Source organism: Lysinibacillus sp. BNK-21 (assembly GCF_048684915.1).
Classification (GTDB): domain Bacteria; phylum Bacillota; class Bacilli; order Bacillales_A; family Planococcaceae; genus Lysinibacillus; species Lysinibacillus capsici.
On the sequence record NZ_JBLQTS010000001.1, the window covers coordinates 3,189,977 to 3,211,098 of the forward strand.

Below are 21,122 nucleotides of genomic sequence, written 5' to 3' on the forward strand. Positions count from 1 at the left end.
TATCCTAACCTTACGAGGAGGACGAGCCGCCACGAGATGCCCCACCTGAACCAAAGCCCGATTTTCCTGTGCTTGAGGAAGAGCTATTGGAGTAGGAATTGGAACTCTTAGATGAACTATCCGTCGAATAGGAGCGTTGTCCACTCGAATAAGAATTTGATCCACTTGAAGTTGAGCTACCTGAAGTTGAACTAGCCTTATTTTGCGTACTGTTTGTTATACCATTTGTTTGTTTACTTTCATCCTTAGCGCTTGATGACGATCGTGGCACTGCTGAGCCGCCACCATTGTTTTGCTCATTCCGATCTGTACCATTTTTTAAATTGCGACTTTTATATATCGCACTTCCTATCATGGCTCCAGCCGTTGCATACATCAAACCATTAAAGAAATGCTGGGCATAGTAAGGTGAATTTTCATCGATACATTCAAAGGAACCATCATCACCTTCTTGCCATTCATCACAGGCATCAGCCATTTCACTATTGTAAACACTTTCTATTTCATCACTTGTATTTGCTTGATTTTGATCTTCAGTTATCTGATTAGAAGTAGTTAAAGGGTATTCTTCTGCTGTTTGAGTTTCACTATTTCCACATGCTGCAAGCTGCACAGCCATCAAAGATGCCGTTGTCACAGCCATATATTTTTTTATTTGCTTAGCCATATTATAAACGCTCCTTTATTTCTGGTACCTAGTTTACGATTATCTCCTATTTTAGGTTTCATTTTTTACAAAAACATACAATTTATTTTAGCAGAAAAAATCCCAAACAGTAGGATTGTTTGGGATTTACAGTATTTTACGATTGTTTGGACACGACTTTTTTTCCATAAGTCATATATCGCCATAATTTTTCAAATGGTCCTATTGTAAAGAACTTAAACCAAATCACGCTAAAAATTATTTGAATGATAAACGTAATACTCGCTATCACTACAATCTCTGATGGTGAAACTACTTCTAGCCCCATTAATGAAATGATGGCTGTTCCAATAAAGCTTTGCGCTAAATAGTTTGTAAAGGCCATTTGCCCCACACGTCCAATTGGCTGAAGTAGCTTCGCTATTGTTTTATGTTCTAATAGAATAAACAAACAACTTAGATAAAAATAGGTTGTTGGAACAACCCCTAAGCCAATGATAGATTGAAGCTGTTGGTCTTCTGCTTGTGAGGCAAACCAAATCCATAATGAGCATCCAATAAAGAACGGGAAAGTACTATAAAGCAACCATTTTATTTTTTGACTATGCGCTCCAATGTGCCCAATCCAATCAGCTTTTGCTACTAAAAATCCACTTAAAAACATAATAAAGATGGCTACGGCATCATTGCCTAAAAAGCCAAATATAGCTGACGAAACTGTATTAGACGGCATATACATTTGTCCTAATAATGCCAGAATATGCAGTGTGATAATCGTAAACAACCATTTAGAAATGGTTGAAACCTTCGCAGAGTAAAATGGTAGCAATAAAAAACCAATCACTGCGTAAATGGCTAGGATAGAGCCCCAAAAAATAAAAATATGAATAATACCTATAACCAATAGAGCCAATAAGCGTCTTGCAAAGCGCATTCTCGGTCTATCTCCCCGCGCTTCTGCACGTGTAGCAAAAATATAAAAACCAACCCCAAATAGGAATGAAAAGATAGAGAAAAATTTCTTTTCTATAAAAATATTAATAAGTGAATCAATAACCCCATTGATTCCACTCATATCAGGCATTGGTGCACCCTCCATCAAGAGCTGATAGGCACCTACATTAATAAATAAAATACCAAATAACGCTAATCCTCGAATAATATCTAAGGCAATGATTCGTTCTTTTTGTGTAACGGATGGATTCATGTTGAAAAACTCCTTATCTTTTATGCTATAGCTAGCATAACTCCCCATCCTTACAAGTAATTATTTTTAAGCTTACAGGAACCTTACAAATCAAAAAGAATAGTCTTATAGTTTTTTATCCTCTTCTACGATGAAATATTACATATTTTATAGTAAAAACATCGAAAAGAGAGGTTTAGAAGATGAATAGAAATCGCAAGCTCGGTTTTTGTTATCCCGGCTACCGATACTGTGGTCCTGGCTGCTCAGGACCAGGTACGCCTACAAATGCAGTGGATGCTTGCTGTAAACTGCATGATGAATGCTATGAACGCCACGGTAGCACAAAATACTGTGATGAATTGTTTCAACAATGCCTCCGTCCCCATATGAACGCTCCAAATAAAATGGCTAGAGACGCTAGACTATTCTATCGAGTTTTTGAATTACGAAATCGTTTCTTTTAAAAGCAGATAAAGCTCACGATGTTTTTAATAACCGCGTGGGCTACTTTTTTGTATAGATAGCATATTTTTGTGGTGTCGTAAAACCAAGCTTTGTGCCTAGGTGAATGGATCCTGTATTCGAAATGTCACAATCCCAACAAGGCTTTAGCTGGTTGACAAGACAATGATCTATAAATGTTTCTGCAATGCTACTTGCTAATCCTTGTCCTCTAAAATTCGAATCTGTCATAATATCAATTTCTGCATACTCATTTGATTTAAATATAGAGACCGCTTCACTAATGATTTGTTCTTTATGTACGAAACAAAAGCCAAAGCCATTTTTGAGGAAATTAGAGGTAGAATCCCAATATTCCTCATAATATGTCTGATCAAATTCCAGTGAATTTTTAATCAAGGGTTCAGTAATAAATTTGACTTCGTAGTCACGTTCCCCATGCTTCTCTCTATGATTATAAATATTTTCATCAAATGTAAATGTATAGCGTTCTAGCTTTCTCAGTTGATTATTTAACAAATGTTCGATTTTAGTATTCCACTGTTCAGAATAAGAAAATAAGGTAAACCGTTTCTGTTGTTCTATAGCCTGTTGAAAACAATAGGCAAGCTGATAATCAATCGAAGTCTTATTTTCATTGCCATATACATAGTATATCCCTGATTTCGTGTGAAATAATAATGTTTGAAAAGCAGCTGTATCAGAATAGACAGCTCCTTCTATCATTCGATCTAGTATACTATACACAAATGTCGGGGCTCTTGAAATAAATTGTTTAATGATAGGATATTGCTCTTCCGAGACTTTTATCATGCTATTTCCTCCAGTATTTTGCAGTATGTATCATTTCTATTATAATAAACTTATATCCATATGAAGGGACTGAATTATGCGCAGATAGCAATATTTTTCATCCAACATCATCATAATTTTGGAGGTAAAAGTATTGATTGAAAATATCGACACGGAAAGATTGCGGTTACAAAAAATGGAGAAAGCTGATGCTAAAAGTTTATTAACCATTTGGTCTGATCCTGATGTAACCAAGTATATGAACATTACTCAGTTTACACAAGAAGAGCAAGCCTTGGAAATGATTGAACTTCTAGAACAATTAGCTAAGCAACACAAGGCAATCCGCTTCTCTATTTTTGAAAAGGCATCCAATCATATCATTGGGTCATGTGGCTTTAATATGCTTGATTATGACAATGCTCTAACAGAGATTGGCTATGATTTGGGCAAGGAATATTGGGGAAAAGGCTATGCAACAGAAGCTATAACTGCTTTAATTGATTATGCCTTTAAGCACTTAAAAATGGAAACAATTGCTGCAGAAGTTGACGCTGCCAATATCAATTCAATCAAGGTTTTAAAAAAATTGAATTTCATTTACCAAGAGAAGCACAATACTGAAGATACTCTACAACTTTACACTTTAACAAAATCGTAAGAAGAAAAGGCTAAGCATGGTAGAATTCAACCAATACTTAGCCTTTTTGATTAATGATACATGCCGTTATTCATTTTCCCTGTCAGCTTTTCTATTTTTACTTCAAATAGTTCAATTTTCGGCATAATCGGATAGCCTTCTCTTTCAAATGTCCATTCAGGCTTGCCATACTTCTCCAGTAACGCATCAAAGAACCATTCTTTTTTCGTTTCCTCTTCAATTCTTTCGATATGTCCAAACAAAACAACACTTTGATAAACTAGTGCGGATTGACAGGCATATTTTTTGCCTGGATGTAAATCACCCATATCGCAAACTTCTATACAAATTTTAGGATTTTGTTTGATATTTGACCAAAAGTGACTTTCTCGAAGATTACCAATATGCAAGTATAGTTTGTCCTCCCCTTCATATACATAGACAAACGGAATAACATAAGGAAAACCTTCCTCATCAACTGTTGCAACATGCGCAACTTTTCCCAACTTTAAGTATTGCTGTGCATCCTCTTGTGAAATTTCAACACGTTTGTTTTGAATCGTACCTCTCATCATTTCTTAACCCCCTCATGAAATTATGTAACGATTAATAAACATCGCTAAACCGTTCATTTTAAACATATATATATTTTACATCTTTAGCAAAACTAAAAAAAGGGTAAATTTTTTTAATAGAATAATAAAAGCCAAGGATGCACTAGTATAGCATCCTTGGCTTTCTTGTTATTTAATTGGAATCCAAATTTCTGAATACGAATCAGGGCTATAAGCATCCTCTTCAGGATAAACCTCCAACTCTGCTGTTCCTGCTGGTTCATATGGGTTGGATGGGAACCACTCTGAATAAATTTGTTTCCACGTATTTTGCATTGCATCAGGCATAGGTCCATGTACTTCAAAGATAACCCATTTGGATGCAGGTACTTCCATTGTTAAGAGATCTTCCCCTACTTCTCCTACATGATCAGTAGCAATCCAATAATCAATGAAGCCCTTTTGTCCCTGTTCAGTATTTGGTACACAAACACCTAATACACCATTGACCGTGCCATTATTTAATTGGTATAGCTGGTGATCAAAGCCACTTTGGTTTACCTCTTGCCAAAATAGAGGTATTTCCGTTGTATTCTCCCCATTTTGACAGTTGTATGTTCTTTTTACCCCCACAATTTGGAACTTGTCTTTTTCAATAATTTTATATTTCATTGGTTCTGCTCCCTTCAAGCTTACCTGTATGACCAGGCGATTATATGATTGTAATGGTCCTTGCTTCTTTCTTGCTTCACTAGGCGTAACATGGTGCTGTTTTCGAAACGCTTTAGTAAAGGCTTCAGGAGTTTCATAGCCGTATTTGTAGGCGAGATCGATTATTTTTTGTTCAGTACCCAGCAATTCTTGTGCAGCTAATGTTAATCTTCTTCGCCGCAGATAATCTGCAATAGACATATCTGTCAAAATGGCAAATGTTCGCTGAAAGTGAAAGACAGAAGAATTAACCTCCTGCGCAATCTGTTCAATCGTAATATCCTCTAATAAATGCTCCTCCATATAATTAATGGCCTTTTGTATCGACTCAATCCAACTCATTGCTTTCACTCCTTGATTCCATCTTAAAATAGATACTGCTATATAACCTGTCTTTTTATGCTAACTTTGGACAGGTTTTAAGGGAAGTATTTTTTATGATCTACTCCCCTTGCTTAATTTCGTCCTTTATCTACACTTTTTTCTCTATCTCCTCAAAATTTCATTGTACTCGAAATCAAAATATATTGAAAAATAACAATAATGTATTTATAATAACGGACAAGACCTTTATTGTCCTTAAATAAAAATAAAGCGTCCTAAAAAGGAGGAAGAATTGAATGAGTGAGTTACATACGCAATTGAGTGTTGGCAAACGAAATTTTATCTTTTCATTATTATTTCTAGCATGGTTAGTCGATTCATTAACATTGTTCGGTATGAATGTGGCCATTATCCCCATTAGCAAAGAATTACATTTAACACAGACACAAAGCGGGTTGGTCATCAGTAGCTTTTGGCTAAGCAGTGCACTGATGACATTGCTAGCAGGATGGGCCTCTGATAAGTTTGGCTCACGGAAAATAATTGTTATTGCTGTTTTCATGATTTCCCTCTTCTCCCTACTTACGGGGATGATTGGCTCTTTTATGGCAATCTTAGCTATTCGTTTTATTCTTGGTCTTGGTGATGGTGGTTTACCGACAGGCAGTGGCGTTGCCATTACGGAGATTTTCAAAAAAGATGTTCGTGCACGGGCTAAATCGATGCTTCTAGCTGCTCAATTAATTGGTGGTGTTCTTGCTTTGTATTTGGCTGGTTTAATTGCTGATACTTGGGGCTGGCGCACAATGTTTTACATTATTGGTGGTGTTGGTCTAATTGTCACTCTTTTATTGTTTAAGTTTTACAATCCCCCAAAGCTTATTAAACAACAGGTGGCAGAAACTTCAAATGGTCGTCCAATGAAAGAACTCTATAAAAGTTCATTTTTATGGATGCTTGTCGTGATGTACTTTTGCTCAAGTACAGTCCATTGGGGTTTCTCGTCATGGCTTCCCTCCTATTTGGAACAAACGCGGAATTTAAATTTACGAGAAGTCGGATCACTTGCTATGATTCCACAGGCTTGTGGATTAATCGCAGCTATTATCACAGGATTTTTAATTGATAAAGGACTTGCTGGAAAAGAAAAAATAATTGTATTGATTGGTGCCATTGTTTCAGGCCTATGCCTTTATATGATGTTTAATGCATCGAGTATTCAGTTAGCGATTTCCTTTCAGAGTATCTTCTCTATAGGGGATTCAGCCATTTCAATGGCAATTTTGGCCATTCCGCTTAAGTATGTTTCTCAAAAAATTATAGGCTCTTTTTTAGGCATGATGTATTTCGCTAGTGGTATGGCTGGCTTTATTGCCCCAACAGCCATGGGTGCTCTTATTGATGGTTTTGGAGGCTCATTCCAAGCAGCCTTCTTCTTCCTAATCGGCGCCTTAGTCATCGTGGTAATCTGTGCGGTATTCTATAGAATTCCATCAAAGAATAGTAGTTTAATTGATCATGCATAAAAAGAAAGGTAAGGGTGAGTTTATTTGACCAAACATAGTAGACTATCACAAATTATTGAAGAAAAACGAGAAAAATTAATTGAAGTGAGTAATCAAATCTGGCAATATGCTGAAACAGGATTTGAAGAATTTAAATCTGCTGAACTATTAAGCAAAGCACTAGAGGATGAAGGTTTTGAAGTGGAGAAAGGTGTTGCCCAAATTGAAACCGCCTTCATAGGAACGTCTGGTCATGGCAATCCTGTTATCGCATTTCTAGGAGAATTTGATGCGCTTACTGGTTTAAGTCAACATGGCGGTATAGCGCAGCCAAATCCACAAGCAGCAGGAGGTAACGGTCATGGGTGTGGACATAATTTATTAGGTACAGGTTCACTTGGTGCTGCTATTGCATTACGTGATTACATGCAAGAGAACAATATCGAAGGAACGGTCCGTTATTACGGTTGTCCCGGGGAAGAAATCGGTGGCGGTAAGACCTTTATGGCAAGAGAGGGTGTTTTTGATGATGTTGATATTGCTTTGACTTGGCATCCAGGAACAACAAATAATATTATGTCGGTTGCCACACTCGCTTGTTACGAAGTGTACTTTAAATTTAAAGGTAAAAGCGCCCATGCAGCTGCTAGCCCACACTTAGGGAGAAGTGCTCTTGATGCTGTGGAGTTGATGAATATAGGAGTAAATTATTTACGAGAGCATATCATTCCTGAAGCAAGAGTCCATTATGCCATTACAAATACAGGTGGTTTTTCTCCAAATGTTGTACAAGCAGAGGCAGAAGTTTTGTATTTTGTAAGAGCTCCAAGAGTTTCTCAAACGGAGGATATCTACCAACGTATTTGTGAAATTGCAAGAGGTGCTGCTCTGATGACTGGTACTGAGGTAGAAATAGATCTAGCCTCAGCTCTTTCTAATGTGCTTCCAAATACAACATTAGAACAGGTTATGTATGAAAACTTCATTAAATTAGGTACACCTTCTTATTCAGATGAGGAAATACAATTTGCTAGTGCTATTCGTAAAACACTATCGGAAGAGGAAAAAAAGGTGGATGTGCAAAGAAATCGTCAATTAGCTGGAAAAGATATTGCGGATATTATTGATCCATTTAAGCCTGATGAATTTATGGCTGGATCAACTGATGTAGGTGATGTTAGCTGGCTTGTCCCAACTGCACAATGCATGACCGCATGTGAACCACTTGGAACCCCTCTTCATACATGGCAAATCGTAGCAACAGGGACAACTTCCTTAGCACATAAAGGCATGCTTCATGCAGGGAAAGTTATGGCTTCTACAGCACTGGATGTCCTTCTACAACCAGAATTAATTGAACAAGCGAAGGCAGAATTAATTGAACGTCGAGCTGGTGAGGTATACACTTCCCCTCTGCCATCAGATGTAAAGCAATACAAAATTCGCTCATAGCATAACAAGAGAGTCCATATATCTATGGACTCTCCTTAGAATGGAGAAATTTTATAAACCTTACGTGGACGTCCGCGTGTATGGGGTTTCTCCTCTGCAACGACTTCAGCAAATCCTTTTTCCTCAAGGGTTGTTAATATTCTGCGCGCACTTCGAGCTGGTATCTGCATATATTTTGCTAGCTCATTAGCATTCAGCTCATCACTTGCTAATTTTTTCAATGAGGACTTTAACTTATTTAATGTCATCACACTTAAGGTGGTTTTCTGACTTAAAGCCTCTAATTCTTCTGAGGTATAGGAGTATGTAAGTTGTTCAGGCTTTCCAAGCGGTCCTGCAATTTTTTTATCATCAAAACAAACCATCCATGAACCCTTACCGCATTCCTTTGCATGCAATAAGGCATTTCCAGCGTTTATTTCTGCGTCATATACCGTTTGACCAATCCCAATTCCACAAGTCATGGCCTCTTGATCTAGCGGTGTGAAATCTTCTATATCAGGCATTTGGTTAAAATTCTTCGTTATATCCTCCATTAAGCCTCTCGTAGTGAAAATCACATAACGCCCAAATCTTGTAGATTTAATGGAACCATGGATGCTTTTTGTGTACGTCAGCAAATGCTCCATTATCTTAAGTTCCATTCTAAACAGCTCATCTGTTGAGAAGTTATTTTTTGCGATTCCTAAAAATGGATCAATTTCGATTATTTGTACAGCAATTTGAGTCGCCTTATAGCGTAGCATTTCATATGTTCGTAGCATATTCGTAATAACAGCCTCTACAGCCATCGAGGATGGGAACAATCGATAGGTTGGAACACCTAGCAGTTGTAGTTCATGATGAATGGGATGACCAGTAATGGCAGCCTTTGTTTGGCCACTTTCCCAAAGCTTAAAATGATAGTGCACAAGCTCTTTTAATGAAATTGTCTCCGATTCCACAAATTTAGGCTTTACTTCAATCCCTGCCTCCACCAAGGCCTGCTCCCATGCATCACTATTACCAGCATCGTAGCTAATTTCATTCACGTCGATTTTGTGTTCGTACAATACCTTTAACACGGTTTTATATAAGGATGATCCTTTATACATAACATAAAAAACTGGTGTCTTTAGTTGGTTCCAACTTTGCACAATATTATAGGTGATGGGCCCTGTACACAGCCACATATCCATTTCTTCCATCAATAAAGGTGTCACTTTTTCATCTAAATCCTCTTGTGCTAGACATTCTATCGAGGTAAATATAAACTCTGGCCAATTTTTCAAGACAGCTTCGACAAATTCAATCGAGTCTGAAGGGCCAAGAAGACCTAACCGTATTTTCAACCAAACCCCTCCTTTGTTCGATGAACATGATAATTTTATTATAGCAAAAGTATATAAAATACATATAAATTTCCGACAACTATCGATTTTCATTTACCCACTGTAAATATAAGAGAGGAGGTATTTTTTGTAAAATAACAAGGTGCCTTGGATAAAAAAATAGATCTTTCCATCAAGTAGTAAAATGGCAGTAGAAAACTTTGAAGCACGCTAATTCGGTAGGATAACAAGCTATTTCATTAAGATTATTAAAGAAGTTATTATAAGACATAATGAAGTTGTGGATGTTCATTACTTTGAAACTGTACTGGTTAGGGAGAAAAATGATGATCCATGATCCAGATGAATTAATTTATGACAATCCAAGGAAGAATAAACCCGATTACCATTAACCTTTCACAACAATCGAGTTTATCTTTTATTAAAAAAAGTCACGTCTCATCGACATGACCCCTCTTGTTAAATAGTGTAATTGTTTTGCTGATAAATAATTAAAGCAGAATGGATGACCGTCTGTTCTCCAATAAAGAGCGTATTGTATTTGATATCAAGTATGAAAAAGCCTTTTAAATCTACTAAAGCACGGTTAATATCAAGTTCAAATTGCACAATATCATTGTTTTGAATTGTCACAACTTGAGTTATCTGTGTCATCGTTCACACTCCTTTAATCTTATGATAGAGCAAAAAGAAGTACATGTCACATAAAAAAGTTGGAGCTAAAAAAGCCCCAACACCTTTAGTACATCGTTAAATATTCCTCACGCTCCCAGTTATGGACACGTGTGCGATATTTATTCCATTCAATTTCTTTGGCAGCTGTAAATTTATCATAAATATGGTCACCCAATGCATCACGAACAATGGTATCCATTTCTAATTCAATTAGCGCAAATTCTAATGAGGATGGTAAACTATCAATCCCGTTCAACTCCCGATCTGCTGCTGTCATTTTATAAATATTACGATCTACCGCAGCTGGTGGTGTTAAATCTTTTCGTATACCATCCAGCCCAGATGCTAGAATTACAGCCATTGCTAAATAAGGGTTTGCTGCTGGATCAACTGAACGCAATTCAATTCGTGTAGATAATCCACGTGCTGCTGGAATGCGAATTAATGGTGAACGGTTTTGAGCAGACCATGCTACATAGCAAGGGGCTTCATAGCCAGGTACTAATCGTTTATAGGAATTGACAAGTGGATTCGTGATAGCTGTAAAACCATGCACATGCTTCATAATTCCTGCCATAAAGCTACGTGCGGTTGCGCTTAATTGCAAGTCTGCATGTTCATCATAGAAGGCATTTTTATCACCTTCAAATAAGGAGAGATTAAAATGCATTCCTGAGCCATTGACCCCAAATAGTGGCTTTGGCATAAATGTTGCGTGGAGACCATGCTGTGCAGCAATGGTTTTTACCACCAGTTTAAATGTTTGGATATTGTCACATGCCTCAATAGCACTCGCATACTTAAAGTCGATTTCATGCTGGCCTGGTGCTACTTCATGATGAGACGCTTCAATTTCAAAGCCCATCCCCTCTAGCTCTAAAACAATATCACGACGACAGTTCTCTCCCAAATCAGTTGGCGCTAAATCAAAATAGCCTCCACTATCATTTAATTCCAGTGTCGGATGCCCTTTTTCATCCAACTTGAATAGGAAAAATTCAGGCTCTGGCCCTAAATTAAACGACGTAAAGCCCAGCTCCTCCATTTCCTTCAATACTCGTTTTAAATTGGAGCGTGGATCTCCTTCAAACGGTGTACCATCTGGTCTTGCAATATCACATATAAAGCGAGCTACTTTCCCCTTTTCAGCAGTCCAAGGAAAAATCACAAAGGTATTGATATCTGGCTTTAAATACATATCTGATTCTTCAATACGCACAAAACCTTCGATTGAAGAGCCGTCAAACATAACTTTATTATCTAGCGCTTTTTCTAATTGACTGACAGGAACTTCCACATTTTTGATTGTCCCTAAGATATCTGTAAATTGTAGGCGAATAAATTTCACATTTTCTTCCTTCACTCGGCGTATAATATCTTCTTTGGTATAATGTTTCATTCTTCACCACTCCAATGTAATTTTAATTAACACGTTTTTTATAACTGCTCTAAAAATACATTAAATTTGAAGAATAAGCAATATGTATGTAAGGTTTTATGACATGCTTTTTATCGAATATATTAATCCTTATTTTAGATTAATTTTTCTTACCACATTTCCATCTCAAATAGCGATCTTTCATCTTTAAAAAAGGGCAAAATTACTACTTTCTACAAAAGGCCTTTAGTCTTACAAAAATTCTTCGTCACTCTAAAAATGAACAGTCTAGTATCATGACTAGAGACGAAGTATTCACTATTTCCCCATGCATCAATTGTAGATATATCAAGAACATCGTTAAAAAGATAACCCGTGAACCCTATCCAAGAACCAAGATGTCAAAAATCCTATTGATTAAGTTTTACTTTATATCACAAAAGCCTTGTATAATGCGATATTTATTGGTAAATTTATAGCAAATTAGAATTTTAATTTATTCATATTATCAGTAAATACGGAGTATATAATTATGGTTAGAAATCATTATGTTGGCTTCCAGGAAATATTTAGTTATAGATACATAAGGCGGTGAATTAAGTAGGCATGTCAGTATTAATTATTGGCAGCGTAAGTAATGATGTGCTACGTCTGCAAAAATATTTTCATCGTATCAGCATCCCCAATATTTATTGCTTTTCAACAACGGAAGCAGCAATGAACTATTTAGTAGATTCAGCTTTGAAAGATGAGCTGGAATTAATCGTACTTGACACGAAAATGACACTCAGCAATTGCGAGGAAATTTGTCAGCACATTCATGTACTTAAAAATTGGATAGATGTCCCTATCCTTCTATCTACTACCTACGAAAAAAACATAACAATCGATAGGGTTTTTGAAGCAGGCATTTTCGACTTTATTTTAAAGCCGTTTGATTTTACTCATTTTAAGACTCGAATTCAAGTAGCCTTAAAATATCAGAGGGAAGCCAAGCTTCGAAAGCAGCAAGAAAGTATGATTCAAAAAGATTTATTTGTTGCAAAAAAATTCCAAAAGAACGCACTATCTCCTCCATTAAATCTTGAGCAAATACAGGTTGATGGTCTTTACGTAACATCCAATACACTAGGAGGTGACATGTACTGCTGGTTTAAGATTAATGACCATTTAACCGCCATTCTTCTGTACGATGCAATGGGGCATGGCATAGCTGCATCACTCGTTACTATGTCCATCAGATCATTATTAAAAGGAATGATTACTAAGTTAATTGATCCAGTAGCCGTAATCCAAGAACTTAACCGCCAAATTTACGAGCTATTTTCTGATGAGGATATGGACCGTTTTTTAATGACAGCAATCTACATACTTCTAGATACAAAAAACGGCACTTTGCACTATGTGAATGCGGCTCACCCTTCTGGTTTTTTATTTGGAAAATTTGGAGAAACAGTCTTCCTCCCAGCGAATACGCCTATCCTCGGACTATTCCCTACTATTCAAATAAATAAAAAAACAATACCTTTATCAGGCTGGCATCGTATTATTCTTTATACGGATGGATTATTAACATTGAACGAGCAAAACTCAATTGATATGGACTTTTTCTACGCCTATGCTTCACAGGATAACAGCTATGCACTACAAAAGTTTTCTCAAAAGTACAATTTATTTGATAATGATTACAGCGATGACATCACAGTCGTTTCAATAACAATTACATTAAAGGGTAGGTGATTGAAGATGGAATTCACACTCAATGTAAATCCTGATACACAAGCTATAGCCTTTATTGATCAAGTAATGGAGAATTATACAGAGTTATATAATCTACCTTATAAACGAGAGTTAAGATTTGTTGTTCATGAACTAGTCATCAATGCCGTAGAGGCTATGAGAAAAATTAATACACCCGCTCAAAAGAAGATTCAAATACAAGTAACTCAATCAAACGAAGAGATAAAAATAACAGTCACTGACGAAGCAAAAGGCATTGACGAAAAGGACTGGGACAAAGTTCTTCAATTCGATTTAGACAAATTTGATTATGCTGATCGTGGACGCGGTTTATTTTTTGTCAAAAATATGGTCGACCATATTTGGTTCGAAAATATTTCTGAAACAAAATTTTTAGTTGGTATTTCCAAAAAGATTCATCTATAAAGTAAACGTAAAATTGGGGGCGTTTTAATGAAGTTATCTATACGAAAGAAAATGAATCTGCTTATATTTGGTTGTATTATTTTACTTACTTCCCTTTTAGCAGGAGTCAATTTTTTTGTTGCCAAGAACAATCTATTAGAAAGTGCTGATACAAAGCTTTTATCAGATATACAGTTGAGCTATGAATATTTAGACGCTAAATATCCTGGTGAATGGTCCATTAAAAACAACCAACTCTATAAGGGCGATATCAATATGGTAGAAAACTTTGAGGTAGCTGATAAAGTTGGAGAACTCACAAACGGGAATGCTGTATCCATCTTTCAAAACGATACGCGTATAAGTACCAATATAGTGGATAATGGTGAACGCGCTTTAAATACAAAGGTTTCTGACGAGGTTGCTACTGTTGTACTAAAAGAAAAAAAGCGCTTTATCGGTTCTGCCAATGTCTTAGGAAGTTTGCATCAAGCAGCCTATGATCCGATTGTAAATAGTCAAGGCGAGGTTATCGGTGTATGGGCAACCGCTGTCCCTACCGCTCCTTATATAAGCATTGCCACAAAATCAGCACTGGAGAATGTAGCGATTTCCTTAGTGATCGCCATTGTAATGATTGGAGGAATTAGTTGGTTCTTACAAAAGCAAATTGTTAATCCTATTAACATTCTAAGTACCAATGCCAAGGAACTAGCAGAACTAAATTTAAATGTTAAACTGTTAAACCCTAAAGGCAAAGATGAAATCGCTGAATTAGCACGCGCATTTAGTAGTATGAAAAATCATTTAACAGAGACGATAAAAATTGTGGCTGGTAGTGCACATCAAATTGCAAAGTCATCACACACTTTGGCAGAATCATCACATCAAACAAGTGAAGCATCTAATCAGATCGCACTAACAATGAATGAAATCGCCGTTGGTACTACCACTCAATCTGATCAGGCTGAACGAATAGTTTCAATGATGCAAAAAACGCTTGAGGAAGTATCAAAGAGCTTACAAAAAGCTGAAATCACTTTAAATAGCGCTATCGAATCCACTCATATCGCACGTAAAGGAGAAGAAGCCATCAATGAAGCGATTATGCATCTAAGTGATGTTACGAAAACAGTGTCTTATGCAACAGATTCTATCCAAAAATTAGGCAAGCGCTCTGAAGAAATTGGTGGTATTATTACCGTTATCACTGGCATCGCAGAACAAACGAATCTGTTAGCACTAAATGCGGCCATCGAGGCAGCACGAGCAGGTGATCAAGGGAAAGGTTTTGCTGTCGTTGCATCAGAGGTTCGTCAATTAGCTGAACAGTCAAGTTTAGCAGCTGGACAAATTACTAATCTTATTAATGATATCCAAGCGGAAACATCTGTGACCGTACGAACAATGGAAAGTAATTTACTAGCTGTCGAGGAGCAAGTAACGATCATCAATAAAGGCGGAAGTGCCTTAAAAGAAATCGTGGAGAAAGTTGTCGAAACTGAAGAAGGTGTCGAACAAATGAAAGTGGCATTTACACATGTTAACGACAACTCCCTAGATGTGCAACAAGCCATTCAAGATATTTCTCGCATCATCGAGGACGCTGCAGCAGCTACAGAAGAGATTGCCGCAACCTCAGAAGAGCAATATGCGACTGTTGCCGAAATTACACAAAGCTCAGATGAGTTATCATCAATTGCTGATAAATTACAAAATGAAGTGAATAAATTTAAGTTTGAATAAATCCCCAAACAAGAAAAGAAAAATGGAGGCGCTATAGGATGAATCAGAAGAAAATTGCAATGAATATTGACACAAAGGCTGATTATATTGTGATTGCGTTTACAGGCGATTTAGAATACGGGATGATTGAAGAAATAAAGTCAGAGCTGCAAACACTTAGCTTAGACACAAAACACGGATACATTATCGATATGCAAAGGGTAACAAATATTGATAGTACTGGATTCGGTATGATCGTTAATTTTGCTAAGAAGGTGTCTGTAAAAGATAAGAAAATCGCCATTATTGTCGTCGATGATTTCATTCGCAACTTATTCGCTATTTCACAGGTTGATAAAGTATTCCCTATTGCCGAAAGTGAAGAACAAGCAAGGAAGATTATTAAAGAAGATTGGCTAGGTGAGCTATCACTTAACGATTATTAATCTCTATAATCATAATAAAAGGTGTATTCCTATTAGACGGAATACACCTTTTTATGTTGTTAAAAAAAGAAGAAGTCAACGGTAGAAATAGCAACTTTGCAAGGCGAGAGGTTGATTTCCGTTCCGCCAGCGTCCTTTCCAGGGGGGCGTCCGATGAGCCGCTAAATCCCATAGGAGTGACGCTATCAACCATTCTCCAAAGTGTCTTTACCTCATAGTAGCATAGTGATCAAATCACCCATTATCTGGATTCTTAGAGGGGATAGGCTCTTATTTTCAATGCGGTGAAGTGCTGAGTGACAACACCTCTTCATAAAGAGTAATGAACTCCTTTACTTTATTTGAAAACCTTTACTAAAAAGATTGAGATTTTTTGGGTTGGTGTGGAAGGCTTCTTGACTCCCGTGGGTTAACGAGACAGGTGAGCCCCTACACGGAGGAAGCTGCTAGCACTCGCCCACAGGAAAGCAAGTAGCCTTCAATAGAAATCCATTTCTACCTTTCTATTGGCTGTTATGTTTTTAACACTAAGAGAAGGTATTTTTCCTATGGCAGAATATACCTTTTCTTTAATACTGCAGTAGCATATTAACAAACACAACTAGAATGATAATCGGTACAACAACTAGCATTAACATACGATATGTCGAATAATAGCCTTGTCCCATTTGACTACCCGTTAGCAATTCTCTCTTCACAAAATCTTTATCCACTACATAGGCAATAAAAATAGCAATGAATAAATTCCCTAGCGGAAGCATGATATTCGACACTAAAAAATCGGTTGCATCAAAGATACTTTTCTCAAAAATCATTATATCCGATAAAACACTCGAAGAAAGTGCTGCTGGAATAGCTGCAATAAATACGACTATACCAAGTAAAAGTGTCCACATTGGACGGGATTTCTGACTATGCTCCATAAATGCCGCGACGATAATCTCATATAAACTAAATGATGACGTTAATGTAGCAAATAAAAATAGCAATAAAAACATGGCTAAAAACACTTCACCAAATGGCATTTGACTAAATGCTGTTGGTAGCACCATAAATAGCAAACCTGGACCCGCTGCTGGCTCTAAATCAAAGGCGAACACAACAGGGAAAATCGCTAAACCTGCTAAAAATGAAACAAGCACAGTTAACAGCACTACAGAACCCGCTGAATTCGGAAGACTGACATCTTTTTTTAGATAAGAGCTATATGTAACTAAACAAGAAAAGCCTACTGCTAACCCAAAGAACGATTGCCCTAGGGCTTCTAATAATGCCTTACCCGTAATATTCGAGAAATCAGGCCATAAGAAGAATTTTACCCCTTCCATTGCCCCATCTAATGTAACTGCACGCACAACAAGGACAATGAACATTATGAAAAGTAACGGCATCATCCATTTATTGGCCTTTTCAATCCCATTTTGTACACCTAATGAAATCACAAGTACGTTGGCTAATGTAAACAACACTAGACCAACTAGCGTAATCCAAGGCGTGCCTATAATTTTTCCAAATAATTCAGTTGGATCTACTGCTGGATCAATTACCGCGCCAGCTACACCTAGCCCGCTATAAATAAAGATCCAACCTCCAACTACGCTATAAAAAGTTAATAATAAAAAACAGCCTAGCACGCCCATTCGACCAATCCAAGCCCAGCCTGGCTTAGTTGGAGCAATTTTTTTATACGCTGTTACAGCCTCGGATTGTGTACCACGTCCTAAAACATACTCGGACAATAACATCGGTAGTCCTATTAACAAGGTAAATAACACAAAGATAAGGAAAAATGCTCCTCCACCACTTTGTCCTGTTACATAGGGAAGTTTCCAAATTGCCCCTAGTCCGATCGCCGCACCAGCTGATGCTAAAATAAAACCTAATTTACTAGACCATTGTCCTTTTTTTCCACTCATCTCTTCAAACTCCTCAAACATTCTAAACTCTTCTCTATTTTACATGAAAATATAGCTTTCGACTAGGTTATAATTATAAAGTACTAGTTAGCTTTTTTACCCCATTACTTTTTTCTATATTTATCCGTTAGTTTTGCCTTTCTATTCTTCACACCTTTCCCTATCCATCATTCCTTCCAACAAAAAACCTCAGGTATGTTCACCCGAGGTTAGTAAAAATTATTTTGTTATATAGATAGAACGCTGGCGGTCGATCCACTTGCGCATAGTTGTAAATAAAAACGCCATAATAGCCGTTAATAAAATACCTTTCACAATGTTAAATGGTAAAATCCCAGCGATAATCATTTTATAAAGTGAGTCACCTACAACAGGTTCCATTCCTAAGAAGTATGTGTACATCGGTAAAAATACTGCGTAGTTTAAAATACTCATCCCTACTGCCATTACGACTGTTCCAGTCGCTAAACCTCCAACAAGACCAGCAATTGTTTTAAAGCGATTAAAAATAAGGCTTACAGGCAAAATAAATAAAATACCTGTTGCAAAGTTGGCAATATGACCTACTGGCACACCTGTTGGCGTTCCAGAGAAAATCCAATCCAATACATTTTTAAATAATTCTACTAAAATACCAGCTACAGGCCCCATTGTGATGGCTGCTATTAATGCAGGCATATCACTAAAGTCGACTTCCAAGAATGCTGGGAATGGTGGAATTGGGAAATTAAAAAGCATTAATAAAAACGAAATACTGCTCAGCATGCCAATCGTAATAAACGATTGAAGTTTAACATTTTTCTTCATAGAAAACTCTCTCCTCTTTGCTGATTCAATCTCGCAAGAAGAAAGGTGACGATCTTTCAATTGTTAGCACGAAAAAAACCCTTATGCATAAAGAGCACAAGGGAGAAAGGCATGACGAATAGGCGTCAATTTAAACTATTTTTGAGCACTGTTTAAAAAGCCATACAAAAAAAGCGCTCGGTCATAGTTTATTTCATAACAATGAATGACGATCGTACCTCCATCTTCTCCCATCCAGACTTTAACTGTCGGCCTCGGAATCACACCAAGTCAGCCATGCAAATAAATTTGCACAGGTCGCGGGCTGAAGAGCGAAGCATAAACCATTCGAGTTAATGGAAACATTAACGGTTCACCACTCTATTACCGCCGGTCGGGATTTTCACCCTGCCCCGAAGATGAATCATATTATTTTATACTACAACCTTACTATAATTAATTATTAAGAAAAAGTAAATAGTTCTGCTTAAAAAATTCCGATTAGATTTGTAAGTATTGTAAAAATGGAGCATTCCATGTTACAGGAATGCTCCATTTTTGATTTTGACTAAGGCATATATTGTTTATTTGGCCCCACAGGCTTTGGCAAATACGTTTTTAAATCGAATCCTTCCCAGCTTTCTTGGACCACATTATCCAAGCGTAATTGTTGGTCAAAGCTAGCAGCAGTTAACATCATAGCTTCAATCAATTGGGTAGCGCGAATTGGCTCCATCGATGCTAAATCTAAGGGAATATCGAATGTTACGACTACACCTTCTGCTTCCTCTTTCACGGTATATGTTACATTTTCAGGAACCACTGTTACATAAACATCATCATTTTTGTTTTTCATTAGTGTAAGTGCCTCTGTAACATTAGCAAATGTTTGACGGAAATCTGGTGACAGATATTCTGCCCCACTACCATCTTGGTATAAATAATAATTAAAATGCTTGGCGTTTGTTAATGACATAGCTTGACTTGGCTCACCCTCCTGAGAAAACTCATAAGGTGTGCCATCTTCATTTTGAATCTCAACTTCCGTATATTCAGAATCCGAGAAGGTATCCTCTAAAGTCCCTTTGTACTCATTAACGGTAGCTGATGCAACATCATAGTCATTGTCCTTTGGTAATACGTGGACAAGCTTGTCTTCCTTCTCCTTCAGTTCACCTTTAAAAGGATGATAATCCGTAAACCCTTTGGCTTCTTCATCTATTTGAGGAGCATATTTTTCATACATCTGTAGGGTAGAAGGCTTTTCAGTTCCAAAATCAGTTGCTACACGCTCATTTGGTATCACATATGTCATTGGAACACTTTCTGCATCGCGTCCTGCCAAACCAATACGGAAAACGACAGCATCTTTCACATCTTCCTCATAGACAGACGACCGTAAAGATAACATACGCTCATGCTCCGATACAATACTGGATTGAAGTGCCTCATCCTGGGTAGCTGCCTCTTTAGCAGAACGATCTTCCTGTAACGTAGAGTAATTAGCCGTTTCTGGCGTACTAGCTAGATCTTTTTGGCTAGCGTCATTATTCATGAACATGAAGCCAACGAGTACCGTTATCGCGAAAACTGCTGCTACACTCGTAAAAATCGGCATTTTTCGGAACTTAAATCGTGATGGTCGTTCATCTTGTATTAAAGATTTACTTTCTTGTTGTGCTTCTTCATTCTCTATAGGTTGTTGTATCGCTTCTTGTAGGTGACTATTATCCTGCAAGCGAGCATCTGCCATTAACCGATTTAATATTTCTTCTTTTGAACGGCGGTCAGAAAGCTTAGGGGCATTGTTCAAGACATGTTCAAGCTGTTCATCATCAAATGGCTTATGCGTCATTGCCGTTTCGCCTCCTGTTCTCTAATCGGCTGTAGCTGTTGCCTTAAAAATTTAATGGCTCGATGCTGGGTCGTTTTTACCTTAGCTTCTGTCCAATCTAGTATTTGCGCTGTTTCTGCAATCGATAAATCTTGAAAATAGCGCATAATAATGACCATTTTTTGGTCTCCTGTACAGTTTTCAAGTGCTGATTCTACCTGCATAAATTCATCACTGGCCTGTAGCATATCTTCCGGTGATGGCGTGGTTGAATGGAGCTGTTCCGTTTCCCAGTCAAAGAAATCATGTGAATGCTTTTGACGTACAGCTTGCTTTCTAAAATGATCAATTGCTACATTTTTAGCAATAGCAAATAGCCAAGTTTTCTCACTACTATTGCCTGCAAATTGATCGTATGAGCGCAACACTCGTACATAAACTTCATGTGCTAAATCTTCGGCAAGTGTACGGTTTTTTACTAAATATATTAAAAACTGAAACACGTCTTGGTGATATGCATCGTATAGTCGATGGAACACGGAGTCATTCAAAGCACTCCACCCCCGTTCTATAATATTTGTCGTCTTACATTCATAGAAGTTACAGCCAAT

At 37.3% G+C, this 21,122-nt stretch carries 20 protein-coding genes and 1 riboswitch; of the genes, 8 read left to right on the forward strand and 12 right to left on the reverse strand.

The window, feature by feature from the left end; genetic code table 11:
- Positions 1-10 precede the first annotated feature (10 nt).
- Both ACMGGO_RS16385 and ACMGGO_RS16390 read right to left on the reverse strand, forming a co-directional pair.
- Positions 11-667 (reverse strand): hypothetical protein, encoded by a 657-nt coding sequence (locus tag ACMGGO_RS16385; RefSeq protein ID WP_103117651.1) that lies wholly within the window; start codon positions 665-667, stop codon positions 11-13.
- 136 nt (positions 668-803) lie between these two features.
- Positions 804-1,853 (reverse strand): DUF418 domain-containing protein, encoded by a 1,050-nt coding sequence (locus ACMGGO_RS16390; RefSeq protein ID WP_420282070.1) that lies wholly within the window; start codon positions 1,851-1,853, stop codon positions 804-806.
- Between the two features lie 182 nt (positions 1,854-2,035).
- Here ACMGGO_RS16390 and ACMGGO_RS16395 point away from each other — a divergent pair, with 182 nt between their 5' ends.
- Complete coding sequence (locus ACMGGO_RS16395; RefSeq protein WP_081011051.1) at positions 2,036-2,299, forward strand: Parvovirus coat protein VP1-like protein; 264 nt, start codon at positions 2,036-2,038, stop codon at positions 2,297-2,299.
- A gap of 40 nt (positions 2,300-2,339) precedes the next feature.
- Here ACMGGO_RS16395 and ACMGGO_RS16400 read toward each other — a convergent pair whose 3' ends face one another.
- Positions 2,340-3,110, reverse strand: coding sequence for a GNAT family N-acetyltransferase (locus ACMGGO_RS16400; RefSeq protein ID WP_420282071.1), 771 nt, complete (start codon positions 3,108-3,110; stop codon positions 2,340-2,342).
- A gap of 133 nt (positions 3,111-3,243) precedes the next feature.
- On the opposite strand from ACMGGO_RS16400, the gene ACMGGO_RS16405 reads away from it, so the two are divergent.
- Positions 3,244-3,750, forward strand: a complete 507-nt coding sequence (locus tag ACMGGO_RS16405) for a GNAT family N-acetyltransferase (protein ID WP_054550613.1) — start codon at positions 3,244-3,246, stop codon at positions 3,748-3,750.
- A gap of 50 nt (positions 3,751-3,800) precedes the next feature.
- On the opposite strand, the gene ACMGGO_RS16410 is transcribed toward ACMGGO_RS16405, so the two are convergent.
- Entirely contained in the window at positions 3,801-4,304 is a 504-nt protein-coding gene (locus ACMGGO_RS16410; protein ID WP_305193174.1) for a pyridoxamine 5'-phosphate oxidase family protein, read from the reverse strand.
- 168 nt (positions 4,305-4,472) lie between these two features.
- Entirely contained in the window at positions 4,473-5,336 is an 864-nt protein-coding gene (locus ACMGGO_RS16415) for an AraC family transcriptional regulator (protein ID WP_066036610.1), read from the reverse strand.
- Between the two features lie 278 nt (positions 5,337-5,614).
- Here ACMGGO_RS16415 and ACMGGO_RS16420 point away from each other — a divergent pair, with 278 nt between their 5' ends.
- Both ACMGGO_RS16420 and ACMGGO_RS16425 read left to right on the forward strand, forming a co-directional pair.
- Positions 5,615-6,844 (forward strand): MFS transporter, encoded by a 1,230-nt coding sequence (locus tag ACMGGO_RS16420; RefSeq protein WP_048391272.1) that lies wholly within the window; start codon positions 5,615-5,617, stop codon positions 6,842-6,844.
- Positions 6,845-6,868: 24 nt separating this feature from the next.
- Positions 6,869-8,275: a M20 family metallopeptidase gene (locus tag ACMGGO_RS16425; RefSeq protein WP_374805590.1), complete on the forward strand. Its 1,407-nt coding sequence runs from the start codon at positions 6,869-6,871 to the stop codon at positions 8,273-8,275.
- Between the two features lie 35 nt (positions 8,276-8,310).
- Here the strand turns inward: ACMGGO_RS16425 and ACMGGO_RS16430 are convergent, their stop codons facing one another.
- From ACMGGO_RS16430 to glnA, 3 genes are all read right to left on the reverse strand, one after another.
- Positions 8,311-9,606, reverse strand: coding sequence for a transcriptional regulator (locus tag ACMGGO_RS16430; protein ID WP_048391274.1), 1,296 nt, complete (start codon positions 9,604-9,606; stop codon positions 8,311-8,313).
- A 459-nt stretch (positions 9,607-10,065) separates the two neighbouring features.
- On the reverse strand, positions 10,066-10,260 hold the full coding sequence (locus ACMGGO_RS16435) for a hypothetical protein (RefSeq protein ID WP_048391275.1): 195 nt from the start codon (positions 10,258-10,260) through the stop codon (positions 10,066-10,068).
- A gap of 85 nt (positions 10,261-10,345) precedes the next feature.
- Complete coding sequence (gene glnA / locus ACMGGO_RS16440; protein WP_048391277.1) at positions 10,346-11,680, reverse strand: type I glutamate--ammonia ligase; 1,335 nt, start codon at positions 11,678-11,680, stop codon at positions 10,346-10,348.
- Between the two features lie 585 nt (positions 11,681-12,265).
- On the opposite strand from glnA, the gene ACMGGO_RS16445 reads away from it, so the two are divergent.
- From ACMGGO_RS16445 to ACMGGO_RS16460, 4 genes are read left to right on the forward strand one after another with little or no spacing between them, the layout of a single operon-like run.
- Entirely contained in the window at positions 12,266-13,399 is a 1,134-nt protein-coding gene (locus ACMGGO_RS16445) for a response regulator (protein WP_048391278.1), read from the forward strand.
- Positions 13,400-13,405: 6 nt separating this feature from the next.
- On the forward strand, positions 13,406-13,825 hold the full coding sequence (locus tag ACMGGO_RS16450; protein WP_279496436.1) for an ATP-binding protein: 420 nt from the start codon (positions 13,406-13,408) through the stop codon (positions 13,823-13,825).
- A gap of 27 nt (positions 13,826-13,852) precedes the next feature.
- The gene (locus tag ACMGGO_RS16455; RefSeq protein ID WP_066036608.1) at positions 13,853-15,550 is read left to right on the forward strand and encodes a methyl-accepting chemotaxis protein; all 1,698 of its coding nucleotides are present in this window, start codon (positions 13,853-13,855) and stop codon (positions 15,548-15,550) included.
- A 38-nt stretch (positions 15,551-15,588) separates the two neighbouring features.
- Positions 15,589-15,975, forward strand: a complete 387-nt coding sequence (locus tag ACMGGO_RS16460; protein WP_009370722.1) for an STAS domain-containing protein — start codon at positions 15,589-15,591, stop codon at positions 15,973-15,975.
- Between the two features lie 569 nt (positions 15,976-16,544).
- On the opposite strand, the gene ACMGGO_RS16465 is transcribed toward ACMGGO_RS16460, so the two are convergent.
- The 4 genes from ACMGGO_RS16465 to sigX all read right to left on the reverse strand — a co-directional run bounded on the left by ACMGGO_RS16465 (position 16,545) and on the right by sigX (position 21,062).
- The gene (locus tag ACMGGO_RS16465) at positions 16,545-17,891 is read right to left on the reverse strand and encodes a sodium-dependent transporter (protein WP_066036662.1); all 1,347 of its coding nucleotides are present in this window, start codon (positions 17,889-17,891) and stop codon (positions 16,545-16,547) included.
- A 219-nt stretch (positions 17,892-18,110) separates the two neighbouring features.
- Positions 18,111-18,698 (reverse strand): ECF transporter S component, encoded by a 588-nt coding sequence (locus tag ACMGGO_RS16470; RefSeq protein ID WP_036080135.1) that lies wholly within the window; start codon positions 18,696-18,698, stop codon positions 18,111-18,113.
- 218 nt (positions 18,699-18,916) lie between these two features.
- A riboswitch (FMN riboswitch) is annotated at positions 18,917-19,102 on the reverse strand.
- A gap of 143 nt (positions 19,103-19,245) precedes the next feature.
- The gene (locus tag ACMGGO_RS16475) at positions 19,246-20,532 is read right to left on the reverse strand and encodes an RNA polymerase subunit sigma (protein WP_257961741.1); all 1,287 of its coding nucleotides are present in this window, start codon (positions 20,530-20,532) and stop codon (positions 19,246-19,248) included.
- Positions 20,529-21,062, reverse strand: a complete 534-nt coding sequence (sigX, locus tag ACMGGO_RS16480; RefSeq protein ID WP_009370717.1) for an RNA polymerase sigma factor SigX — start codon at positions 21,060-21,062, stop codon at positions 20,529-20,531. The genes ACMGGO_RS16475 and sigX overlap by 4 nt, the downstream gene beginning before the upstream one ends.
- Between the last annotated feature and the right edge of the window lie 60 nt (positions 21,063-21,122).